Consider the following 11838-nt stretch of genomic DNA (forward strand, 5'->3'; position numbering starts at 1 on the left):
GCAAAATCCTCACCGCAGGCGGCGTCGATAGTCATATTCACTTTATCGCGCCTCAGCAGTGTGAGACGGCGCTGATGTCGGGGGTGACCACGATGCTAGGCGGTGGCACAGGCCCTGCCCAAGGTACGCTCGCGACTACTTGTACGCCGGGGGCATATCATATTGCCTCAATGCTACAATCTACCGATAGTATCCCTATGAATATTGGGCTATTGGGTAAAGGCAATGTGAGTGTGCCCACTCCAATTGCTGAACAAATCGAAGCGGGTGCCGTGGGGTTAAAGCTACATGAAGATTGGGGTACGACGCCGCAAGCTATTGATAATTGTCTGAGCGTTGCTGACGATTATGATGTGCAAGTTGCGATTCATACTGACACGTTAAATGAAAGTGGCTATCTTGAGAGTACACTAGGCGCATTTAAAAACCGCTGTATCCATACCTTTCATACCGAAGGCGCAGGCGGTGGCCATGCGCCTGATATTCTAAAGGCCATTGGCGAGTCGCATGTGCTGCCATCTTCCACCAATCCTACTAGGCCTTATACCGTCAATACTATTGACGAGCACCTCGATATGCTCATGGTTTGTCATCATTTAAGCCCTGCTATCGCTGAGGACGTAGCATTTGCCGAAAGCCGCATTCGTCAAGAAACCATCGCGGCTGAAGACATCTTGCACGATTTGGGTGCTATCTCGATGATGAGTAGTGACTCACAAGCGATGGGGCGCGTGGGTGAAGTGGTCATTCGCACATGGCAGACGGCGCACAAAATGAAAGTTCAGCGTGGTCATCTGGCTCCAGATGCGACAGCACAAACAGAGCATCAAGCGCAGCATATTACTCTGACCGACTACGATCAAAGCGCGGACAATGATAACTTTCGCATCAAACGCTATATCGCAAAATATACGATAAATCCTGCGATTACGCATGGTATTAGCGATATGGTCGGCTCCATTGAAGTGGGTAAATGGGCGGATATGGTGCTGTGGTCGCCCAAGTTTTTTGGGGTAAAACCTGAATGCATCATCAAAGGCGGCCTGATCGCTGCGGTACCGATGGGCGATATCAACGCCTCTATTCCCACCCCTCAGCCTGTGCATTATCGTCCTATGTTTGCGTCGTATCCAAAGTCAGTCGCTCAAACCAGTATCACTTTTATGTCGCAAGCGGCGATAGACAAACAAGTCGATAAGCAGCTTGGACTGACCAAAGTGATTCAGCCTGTCCACGGGATACGTGAGATTCGCAAAAGCGATATGCGCCTCAACAGCTACTGCCCAGATATGGACATCAATCCTGAGACCTACGAAGTACGTGCCGATGGCAAAACGCTTACCTGTGAGCCTGCTGAGGTACTGCCCATGGCACAGCGTTATTTTTTATTCTGATTTTTATTTTAAGATTTAAAGACAAACGGCTAAAGGCTGTCTTAAAAAGCGTGTCACAGGCTTATAGAGAGCTGGTTTTGGCGTGATCTTCTCATTGATTGCTGACAGCCATTTTGGGCACTTTTATTATCAATACTATTATTCAATCATTTGAGCCACAGTAAACAGAGCATTATATTTATGAAAATATTTAATACCCGTCTCCCTACCTTAAGTGATATCCAACAAGCGCAATTGACTGCCCAGCGCCAAGCGGATGACTATCTGCTTTTGGACTTTGATACTCGTCAGCATTCGCGATTTCGAGCTGTGACAGTTTCAGGGGAGGCGGTCGGTATCGATTTGCCGCGTACTCGTACTGGTGTCTTAAAAGGAGATGACGTCCTCACCAATGCCGCAGGGGAGTTAATGCAAGTTATTGCCAAGCCGCAAGCGGTGACCAAAGTGATGGCAGCCGATGATTTTTTATTAATGAAAGGCGCGTATCATTTGGGCAATCGCCATGTGCCGTTGATGTTTGAGCACAGTGCAGCAGGGTACGCGCTGTATTTTGAAAACGATCATGTACTGGCACAAATGCTAGAAAATCTTGGGCTGCATACTGAGTCTGCATCAGTGCCGTTTGAGCCTGAAACAGGCGCTTATCAGACAGGACACGGGCATTCGCATAGCCATTCTCACGCTCATACGCATTCGCATAATGACGCGCATAACCATGATGATGACCATGACAACAACCACAATCACAATCACAATCATAACCATGATGACAGCCACAGCCAACATAATGTGTCTATAGGTCATTCAAATGAGGGTTGATGGCAGTACTCAGCCTACTCAGTCTGTCCAACTTGGGCAGATGTTGATGCTGGCCTCTAGTAACTTGCCGATTGGTAGCTATACCTACTCGCAAGGCGTAGAGTCAGCGATTGAGTCAGGCATTATCTCTCATGAAGTCAGTACGCTTACCTTTATGCAAGACTATCTTGCGCTGGCTATCATTGGCTACGAGCTACCTATATTGGCACTGATCATGTGTGCGCTTGATCAAGGTCATGAAGCGCTAGCGGCAAATCTGGCACATGATTATCATGCAGGCCTTGAGAGTAAAGAGTTTATACTAGAGTCGCAGCAGTTGGCACAAGCAATGGTATCTTGGCTCAACGAGGTACTGAATCTTGGTATACCTGCTGAGATACCTGATGATGGTTATTTACCACTTTTTGCTCACATTGCCCAGCATTGGCAGCTGCCACTCATGCAGTCGATGACCACCTATGGATTTGCTCAATTGGAAAATATGGTGCTCGCTGCTGTCAAGACCGTACCACTCGGGCAAATGGCGGGTCAGCGTATCTTGTGGCAGCTGCAAAGTGATCTTGGCTCTGAAGTTGGAGCGCTGAGCGATAGCATACAGCAAGCCTTTGAGGATGTAATCACGTCATCAAAAGCGACCGACACGCTCAATATGAGTGAACATCAGGGTTGTCAAAAGCTGTGCGAAGACCTCTATGACAGGCTCAATATTTCTAATAGCTTGCCCAATTTGGCGATTCTCTCAAGTATGCATGAGGAGCAATACAGCCGGTTGTTCCGCTCATAACTGTACCTTTATCTCTATTTATCACTATTCCTATATGAAACATTTAAGGAGCTTACCATGTCTCTAACCCCGATCAAACCAAAAAGCACCCAATCTACACCTGACTCACATATTGATAATGACCAGTCAAATCCGCCTGCTTCTTTATCCTGCTTACGCCTCGGCATCGGCGGGCCAGTCGGTAGTGGTAAGACCGCTTTGACCCTAAAATTGTGTCAAAACTTGCGTGATACGATCAATATGGCAGTTGTCACCAATGATATTTATACCAAAGAAGATTCGCAGTTTTTGACACGCAATAATGCGATGCCCGCTGAACGTATTCGCGGCGTAGAAACGGGCGGCTGTCCGCATACTGCGATTCGTGAAGATGCGTCGATCAACCTGACGACCATTGCCGAGTTGCAAGAAACCTTTGAGGGCCTAGAATTGATTATCATTGAGTCGGGTGGTGACAATCTTGCCGCGACCTTTAGCCCAGAGCTGTCTGATTTGACCTTATATGTCATTGACGTCTCAGCGGGTGATAAGATACCTCGTAAAGGAGGCCCTGGTATCACCAAGTCAGATTTATTAATCATCAATAAAACGGATCTTGCCCCAATGGTTGGCGCATCGCTTGAGGTGATGGAGCGCGATGCCAAAAAAATGCGTGGCGATAAGCCTTTTGTCTTTAGCAATATGAAAACCGGTGATGGTCTGGATGAAATTATTGCCTTTATCAAAGAGCACGGTATGATGCTCGCTTAACCAATAGCCCCTCATCAATCATTAAAATATTCATCATAAGGAGTCAACCCCATGACACAACATACAAAAGAGCATCACAGTCATAAATCCCATTTTTCACAGGCTTTATCTTCTCGAAAAATAGCAGCGGCTTCAATGACGCTTGCAACCTTTACGATGGTACCGTCGTTGGCGCAGGCACATTCGGGTCATCTTCACTCGGCTACTATACAAGCGCCCTCGTTTTTGGGCACATTGCAAGCGGGACTGATGCATCCAGTGACTGGTCTTGATCATCTGTTTTTGGCAGTCGGTATGGGCATGTTGTTTTATGGACTACAAAAGCAGCGCCTAGGTATGATGTCACTGACAACTGGATTATCACTAGGGGCCGTTTTGGGCACTATTGGGGTGTTGGTTGGCGGTGTTGGATTTGTGGCATCATCTGGATGGATTGAGATTGCCATATCGCTATCAGTGGTCGTATTGGCTCTGATTTTGATGAGTGATAAGAGTCGACAAGAAGCTTTTTCAGCGCGTACGCAGCCAGCGCATACGCCAAGCATCCAGCAACTATCGTTGTTTGGTTTTGGTGGTTTGGCGGTCTTTCACGGATTGGCACATGCCCTTGAAGTACCAGCGAATGCTGGCGTAAGTGGTCAGTTGGGTTTTTATGCAGGGATGCTAGTGACGATGCTGGCGCTATATGCAGTTGGTACGTTGGTCAGCCAGCAGCTACAGCAGCGCCTAGGTGATAACTTATGGTTACAGCGTGGTCTGGTCGTACTTGGACTGGGTGCAGTGTTTGTACCTGCTCTAGTATAGGGTGTATTATTGCAAGACTTTGAGCGTAGTCTTAGCTGATACGTCTTGCGTAACGACCATGCTAGCGATTGGTTAATCAAAAAAGCCATTGAGCGTGCACAAAAAAATACGGCCCCGATCATCAATCGGGGCCGTATTTTTTGATATGTAGAACAAGCGTGCTGTGTGGTGTTATGGTTTAACAGCATACAGCGCTCAGTCTAGATTACATACCTTGCTGCTGTTGCTGCTGAGCCGCTAGCAAATCTTGGTAGCTGACTTCTTTGTCAGTCACTTTGCCTTGGCTGATCAAGTAATCTACTACTTGGTCTTCTAGTACCACAGACTCAATGTTAGCGCGTTGCTGCTTGTCATTGGTGTAGTACTCGATCACTTCCGCTGGATCTTCGTAGTTTTCAGCCGCTTCTTTGATGAAGGTTTCAACACGCTCTTGATCCACTTCTAGACCTTCGGTGTCGATAACACGGGCAACGATGATACCAAGACGGGCTGCACGTAGCGCTTGCTCTTCAAACAGCTCATTTGGCAGCATGTCTTTATCAAAGCTATCAGCGCTCGCACCAAACTGCTGAGAAAAACGTTGCATCATCATATTGCGTTGACGCTCGATTTCTTGCTCTAGCATGGCGCTTGGTACGTCAAACTCGTTCTTTTCTAGCAATGCATCAAAAGTCGCTTGCTTCACTTGGCTACGCGCGGCGTTCTTGATTTCGCGTTCCATATTTTTGCGCACATCTTCTTTTAGTTTGTCTACGCCGCCTTCAGTCACGCCAAATAGCTCAAGGAACTCTTCATCGATCTCAGGTAACTTAGGTTTTTCAACCAATTTTACGTTGATCTTGAACTGAGCTTCTTTACCTGCTAAGTTTTCGGCTTGATAATCTTCTGGGAAAGTCACATCGATAATTTTTTCTTCGCCAGCTTTCATGCCTTTGATACCGTCTTCAAAGCCTGGAATCATCTGGCCGCTACCGATGACTAGTTTGAAGTCTTCAGCGCTACCGCCTTCAAACTTCTCGCCGTCGATTGAACCTTCAAAGTCGAAAGTGACCTGAGTATCTTTAGTCGCTTTACCTTTTTTCTCAACGTACTCTTGACGCTGCTTTTGCAGGTTTTCGATCATGGTGTCGACGTCTTCGTCGCTGACGGTTGCCGTGTGACGCTCAACTTCGATTTCATCGATACCTTGTACGTCGATTTCTGGGAAGATTTCAACGGTGGCTTGATATACCAAGAAATCGTCTTCAAGTTTGACGTCGTCGATGTTTGGCATGCCAACCGCGCGGATGTCTTCAGATTTGATCGCTTCAAAGACCGTATCACGGATCACATCGTTGATCACTTCTTGCTGGATGCCCGCACCGTACTGTGAGCGGATGTGCGACATTGGCACTTTGCCTTTACGGAAACCGTCGATTTTAGCGGTTTTCGCCACTTGGCTGATGCGGCCTTCTACTTTGTTTTGAATTTTTTCAACGGGTACTTTAACCGTCAGCTGAGTCTCTTTATTAGATAGCTTGTTGGTTGTGACTTGCAAATCTGTAGCCATGTTCATTACACCTTTAGGATTAAGTAGTACGTTTGATTAATGAGATAGTACTTAGGGTTAAATGGTAATAGACAAACCGTGCCTCAAATTACGGGCGTGTACGACGGTTGCCGCTGGAATAAATAGGGGATAATGATAAGCCCGCCACTTCAAAATCAGCACCAGTAGCAATCGCCGCTGATACTAAAGGGTGACACTGTCGAAGTTGCAAGGGTTACCAAATATCAGTTATAAACCGTTAATGCACCGCATAATAACGCTTTTTGGTGAATTATACAGGCAAATAACGGCCTTCAACAAAATTTTAAAAGTAGAACAGTATAATCTATCTGCTTATTAAAGTAAAAATTATCTCTTTGACGGCAGGGTTTCTAAGGTTTTTTGCGATGACAAGCGCACTTATTTTACAAGAGAACCTATAAAATTTTTATAAGAGAATCTATAAAGGCAGTTGTGCCAATAATTGCTGAATAGCCTGCCCCCGATGACTGAGACGATTTTTATCAGCCGCGCTTAGGCTTGCCGCACTGGCTTGTAGATTAGGCAACCAAAACAATGGATCATAGCCAAAACCGCCGTCGCCATGCGGTGCGTCTAAGATCTCACCGCGCCATAAGCCTTGAGCAATAATGGGTAGCGGGTCATCTGCATGACGCACCATAGCCAGCACGCAAACGAACATACCCTCAATCGGTGTGTCAGGCTGGGTCGTGCGTAATGGTTGCAAGTCAGCAATGAGCTTGGCGTTGTTTTTGTCATCGTTACCGTGCTCGCCAGCATAGCGCGCCGAGTAGATGCCGGGGGCATTACCGAGTACAGGCACGCACAGTCCTGAGTCATCAGCAATCGCAGGCAAGCCGCTCAGACGGCTGGCATGACGGGCTTTGATAATGGCGTTTTCGACAAAGCTGAGCCCATCTTCTATCGCATCGTCGATATTGAGCTGACCTTGCGGGACAATCGTCACGTCCAAGTTCGCTTCGGCAAATAGCCGTTTAAACTCAGCCAGTTTGCCTTTGTTATTGCTGGCCAGCACCCACTGGTTATTAGAGGTTGATTGGGGAGCAAGTTGTACGGTATCGGTAGTGCTCATAGGGTCGTTCCGTTATATAAAAAATATGAATGAATTAGCCGAGCTTTAACTTTTGGCATTTTTATAGATGCTATAAGATCGACCTCGATAACGATGTTAGTACTGATGGCATAGGGTTTGACGAGGTAAAAGGTCATCGTTGAATAAATAACCAGTGACGATGCAGAATATACGAGCTATAACATTTGGTAACTGATATTATTAGGGGCTGTTGTTATAATAGTGACCAAGCTACAGTGAAATATATCTTATAGCTTGTGAATATTAAGTTAATATAAGTCTATAGAGTCAAACACTTGGCTTTTGGACGAACAATAACAGCTAGGTTAATTTTGGATTCATAATAATACGTGATACAGTGTTAAGCAATCACGTGTATTAAGCGATAACATTCACTTCAAACAATCAACTCAGCCAATTTAGCTCGATACCAAGTGTTTCTATTCTTAAGGCGTATCTATTTTAGGTATGTCTGTATTTAGAGAGACAGTAGTATGAGTGGACAAATAAGCAAGGATAAAATAATTATGTCAAATATTACTTTACCAGATCTCCCATATGCAAAAGACGCGCTAGAGCCACATATCAGTGCCGAGACGCTAGAATATCATCATGACAAGCATCATGCTGCTTACGTAAACAAGTTAAATGAGCTACTACCAGGTTCTGGTTTAGAAGACAAAACCTTACCAGAAATCATCAAAGCGACTGCTAAAGATGACAGCAAGCAAGGTATGTTCAACCAAGCCGCTCAAGTATGGAACCACACGTTCTACTGGAACTGCATGACGCCAACCAACGGCGGCGGCGAGCCTACTGGCGATCTAAAAGCAAAAATCGAAGAAGATTTCGGTAGCTATGACAAGTTCCGTGAAGAGTTCAAAAACGCAGCATTGACTCAGTTCGGTTCAGGTTGGGCATGGCTAGTCGCTGATAAAGTGGGTGGCAAACTATCAATCGCCAAAACTGCTAACGCTGATACCCCATTGGCACACGACCAAGTCGCTGTATTGACTTGTGATGTATGGGAACACGCGTACTATGTAGATTACCGTAACCGTCGTCCTGACTACGTAGATACCTTCCTAGACAAGCTCGTAAACTGGGACTACGCAAACGCAAAATATAAAGGTCAAGACGCAGGCGTTGAAGAGTAATCTTTAACAACCCTGTTTTAATGATTAAGTTTTGATACAAAAAAGGGTACCGTTTGGTGCTCTTTTTTTGTGGGCGAGATAAAATTGCGGGTATTTTTAGAACACTTTATCGATGCATTACAGAAAGTAAGTGATCGCCAGCGAACCTTTATCAGAAAAAAATGTTCAGCAGCGCTATAATGATTTTCAATAAAAAATGGAATTAACACGGAGGGAGCTCGTGAACAAAGCGCGCATTGCTGTACTTGCTATTTTGACACTGTCGGTCATTAATCTATGCCTTATGATATTTAGCAACTTGGTAGGGATGCGGGCGTTTCCTGACTACTCACCGATAGTAATGACGCTATTTAATGTGTTTTTGATGACCCTTGGACTGCTCAGTGTGTGGCAGCTGTTCACAGGAATTGACGGTCATGCAATGCGCGGCGCTGGCGGTGTTGTTATTTGTGAGTGCAGGTTGGTATATGAAGGCGGTGTCTGTGCCTGAATCTATGTGATTGGCGTGGGGTGATGTGAAAAAAGGACGCGGTGGGTGTCCTTTTTTAGTTTAGATGCTATTTCTTATCTCTAGTCTTAATATGTTCTTGTGTATCAGGCGGAATTAAGTCTGCATACAAACTCTCTAGTTCTTTGGGCTTAGTAATGAGCTCGTCTGCAATAAAGTTTAAAATACTGAATAACTTCTCGGCTACTTCTGCATTATCATCTAAGTTTATCTGCCCAGGATGTACGGCATTATTCCCTACTACTCTTAGTAAGTCTAAAGCTTGCTGTATTTTAGGACTTAAACCTTCTGCTACTAAATTTTTTATATCATTATTAATATTTTTTCCACTTTTTCCTATTTGTGTTAATAGTTTTTGTAGTGCCAAACGCAACAAGGCTGTAGAACCTTTTGGAGAGTCTATTAAAATGTTACTAGCCTCAATATAAAGTGCTTTAATATCTGCATCTAAGTCTTCATTAGGTGGTGGAACTGTAGTTTTTTTAGGATAAACAATTTCTTCATTCACCCATAATGTAAACTCTTCACACGAAGAACATGTTGCCACTGAAAATCCTTTAGGACAAAATTGATAAAGGTTTTTTTGAAATTCATTATCAATTACATTCAAGAATTGAACGATGGTTTTTTGATAAAAACTTTCGATACTTGATCTGTAGTTGAGATACAGATGATTAATAATATTGATCGCTGCACTTCCAGCATCATCAGCATCAAACCATTCTTGGGTCGCAACAGTATTGCAATGAGGGCACTGAAACTTATTATCCCTGTAGTTTGGTATCATTTAATACTCCGTAGATTGACAGTACTTAAAATATTACTTAATAAAGAAATTGAGTTTTGACTCGTAACGCTTCAAACCCAGACCTACCGAACGCATCACGTATCGTTACAGTACTACAATAAACATACGCATTGACGGTATTTTAAACATTGAATATATGGCGCTATTTATTGCGACTTATTCAACCACTTTCCAGCCACTATCCCCATCTACCATCGACTCATCAAACACCCGTTTGAAGCCTTGCTGAATCAGCTCAAAACGTGACGGTGTAGGTTCGTTGTCTACTGCAACGACAGGTGCGTCTATCGGTATGATGGCTTGCCACTGCGCATTGTCATTGGCTTTCTCCGCTAATACAAAACTAAAGAAAGCCGTGTCACCTGCCATCATCCGCAAATCATCGACGACCAGCTGTTCGGCTGCATCGCTAGTAGAAGCGGCGGGTAGCATTTGGACGCGATACCCTGTCCAGTGACCAGAGAACCAATCAAGACGCTGGGCATAGGGGCGGCTTTGTGCTGGCAGGTTTGCGCGTAGCGTCTGCGCGTTGTCGTACTGCGTCAGATAGCGATATTCAGGCAAGCGGCTATCTAAGGCACTACCGCGTATCTCGATCAGTCTATGCTCATTATCTTCGGCAACGGTACGCCACATGAGTATCATCGGCAGGACGGGCATGGTTTTGATGCGCGTCGTATGGATATTAGCCGCTTTTAAGGTTTGCTTAGCTTTGGATTGGGCGTGGTATTTTAATCCTAAGCCCAATAATAAATAACTACTACTGATTAGCAGCATCCAAACCGCAAGGCGTTGACAGTTGATCAGCATCCCTGCTTTAAATACCGCAAGTTTGCACCCTTTTATGACGCCCACGATTACCGCTATCAGGAGCGGCAGGGTATAGAGCGGGTCAATGATAAAGACGGAGGCAATACTGATTGGGGTCATCTGCAAAGGTTCTTGGAGTGGCCAAAACAGCTGGGTGCCGTAGACGGTAAAGCTGTCCAAGATAGGATGGGTGGTCAACACCAACGTCATGGCGAGTGCTAAGCGCCGCGTTGAATAAGGTAGCGGCATATCGCGCCAGTGGTGGTAGCGGCTAATCAGCCAAGCGCCGGCGAGACCTACTGCGGTCAGGACAAATAAAGAGTGACTAAAGCTGCGATGGTAGGTCATGTCGCTGATGGGGTCGGGGTAGCTAATCAGGACATCCAAATCAGGCAGCGTACCCAGTATTGCGCCGTATAGGTAGGCTGTGCGGCCCTGATATTTGCCAAGTGCTGCCCCTTGGACGCTCGCGCCCAAGACGATTTGACTGAGTGAATCCATAGCGCTCTTATTAAATTAGGGTTTAGGTTAACTACAGTACGTCAAAGTTGTGCGCTATTAGCGCTTCTCGCAGCATCGCAATATTATAGTACGCGTGCGCATTGACGGTGTTTTGAAAGAAAATATAAAGCGTGTCAAAGTGCTGGCGCTGATTGGCAATCGCTTGCGCCCAGTCCTGCATCTCAGCCTCACTATAGCGGTAGTCATGACGATCAGCCGCGCTCATCGCATCCCACCAGTTCAGATTATTACCATGCATCCTTAGATAACCGGTACGCTCGGTAAATATCAGGCGCGAGGGCGGCAGCCCGCTGACTTTGGGATAATCGACACTGCACCAAATCAGCCCCTGCTCGCGAAAGCTATCGACCACTTGCGGCGTGTGCCATGCGTTATGACGAAACTCGATGGCAAGCGGATAGTCCTTAAACCAGCTGGCAAGCTCTGCTAAGTACAGACGATGCTCGCGAGTACGGTCAAAGCCATGTGGGAACTGGAGCAGTAACGGCGCTAACGCATCCGCTTCAATAAGTGGGGATAGTGCATTTAAAAATGCCTCGGCGTGCTCAGCAGTGCCTTTGCGCGCATGCGTAAAATCTTGATGCAGCTTGACGGCGAATTTGAGCGCGCTGTCTGCTTGCACGTAGGCTTTATCCACCATGCCCGAAAATGCCTTTTGTCCAATCGGCGCATAGAAGGTGCTGTTTATTTCGACTGCACCGTATTGTTTGGCGTATTCACGTAAAAAGTCGGTCTTTTTAGTACCTTGTGGGTACAGCGTACCGAGCAAATCCGTGTCGCTATAGCCACCAGTGCCGAGGTAAATGCGCGGGGTAGGGTTACTGTCCATGTTGACCACTC

Annotated in this window: 12 protein-coding genes; 7 read left to right on the plus strand and 5 right to left on the minus strand. The window is 45.8% G+C overall.

Features of this window, described 5'->3' with window-relative positions; genetic code table 11:
• From ureC to B3V51_RS07645, 5 genes are all read left to right on the plus strand, one after another.
• The coding region (ureC, locus tag B3V51_RS07625) for an urease subunit alpha (protein WP_286708176.1) at positions 1-1394 on the plus strand (1394 nt) is incomplete at its 5' end.
• 180 nt (positions 1395-1574) lie between these two features.
• A complete protein-coding gene (gene ureE / locus B3V51_RS07630; RefSeq protein WP_286708177.1) occupies positions 1575-2213 on the plus strand; it encodes an urease accessory protein UreE in 639 nt (212 codons plus the stop codon).
• A complete protein-coding gene (locus tag B3V51_RS07635) occupies positions 2203-2997 on the plus strand; it encodes an urease accessory protein UreF (RefSeq protein ID WP_186473525.1) in 795 nt (264 codons plus the stop codon). The genes ureE and B3V51_RS07635 overlap by 11 nt, the downstream gene beginning before the upstream one ends.
• Positions 2998-3054: 57 nt before the next feature.
• A complete protein-coding gene (ureG, locus tag B3V51_RS07640; RefSeq protein WP_186473526.1) occupies positions 3055-3747 on the plus strand; it encodes an urease accessory protein UreG in 693 nt (230 codons plus the stop codon).
• Positions 3748-3798: 51 nt separating this feature from the next.
• On the plus strand, positions 3799-4551 hold the full coding sequence (locus B3V51_RS07645; RefSeq protein WP_186473527.1) for a HupE/UreJ family protein: 753 nt from the start codon (positions 3799-3801) through the stop codon (positions 4549-4551).
• A gap of 205 nt (positions 4552-4756) precedes the next feature.
• On the opposite strand, the gene tig is transcribed toward B3V51_RS07645, so the two are convergent.
• Together tig and rdgB are read right to left on the minus strand one after the other, a co-directional pair.
• Positions 4757-6100, minus strand: a complete 1344-nt coding sequence (tig, locus tag B3V51_RS07650) for a trigger factor (protein WP_186473528.1) — start codon at positions 6098-6100, stop codon at positions 4757-4759.
• 439 nt (positions 6101-6539) lie between these two features.
• Positions 6540-7193 carry an RdgB/HAM1 family non-canonical purine NTP pyrophosphatase gene (rdgB, locus tag B3V51_RS07655; protein WP_212564121.1) on the minus strand — a complete coding sequence of 218 codons (654 nt, stop codon included), beginning with the start codon at positions 7191-7193 and terminating at the stop codon, positions 6540-6542.
• A gap of 527 nt (positions 7194-7720) precedes the next feature.
• On the opposite strand from rdgB, the gene B3V51_RS07660 reads away from it, so the two are divergent.
• Both B3V51_RS07660 and B3V51_RS07665 read left to right on the plus strand, forming a co-directional pair.
• On the plus strand, positions 7721-8350 hold the full coding sequence (locus B3V51_RS07660; protein WP_075107319.1) for a superoxide dismutase: 630 nt from the start codon (positions 7721-7723) through the stop codon (positions 8348-8350).
• A gap of 220 nt (positions 8351-8570) precedes the next feature.
• Positions 8571-8840 carry a hypothetical protein gene (locus B3V51_RS07665; RefSeq protein ID WP_212564122.1) on the plus strand — a complete coding sequence of 90 codons (270 nt, stop codon included), beginning with the start codon at positions 8571-8573 and terminating at the stop codon, positions 8838-8840.
• Positions 8841-8907: 67 nt separating this feature from the next.
• Here B3V51_RS07665 and B3V51_RS07670 read toward each other — a convergent pair whose 3' ends face one another.
• The 3 genes from B3V51_RS07670 to B3V51_RS07680 all read right to left on the minus strand — a co-directional run bounded on the left by B3V51_RS07670 (position 8908) and on the right by B3V51_RS07680 (position 11827).
• Positions 8908-9645 (minus strand): DUF4145 domain-containing protein, encoded by a 738-nt coding sequence (locus tag B3V51_RS07670; RefSeq protein WP_212564123.1) that lies wholly within the window; start codon positions 9643-9645, stop codon positions 8908-8910.
• A gap of 177 nt (positions 9646-9822) precedes the next feature.
• The gene (locus B3V51_RS07675) at positions 9823-10977 is read right to left on the minus strand and encodes a metal-dependent hydrolase (protein WP_212564124.1); all 1155 of its coding nucleotides are present in this window, start codon (positions 10975-10977) and stop codon (positions 9823-9825) included.
• Between the two features lie 31 nt (positions 10978-11008).
• Positions 11009-11827: a DUF72 domain-containing protein gene (locus B3V51_RS07680; RefSeq protein WP_212564125.1), complete on the minus strand. Its 819-nt coding sequence runs from the start codon at positions 11825-11827 to the stop codon at positions 11009-11011.
• Positions 11828-11838 lie beyond the last annotated feature (11 nt).

The sequence above is a fragment of the Psychrobacter sp. UBA2514 genome, from assembly GCF_002341255.1.
In the GTDB taxonomy this organism is placed as follows: Bacteria; Pseudomonadota; Gammaproteobacteria; order Pseudomonadales; family Moraxellaceae; genus Psychrobacter; species Psychrobacter pacificensis.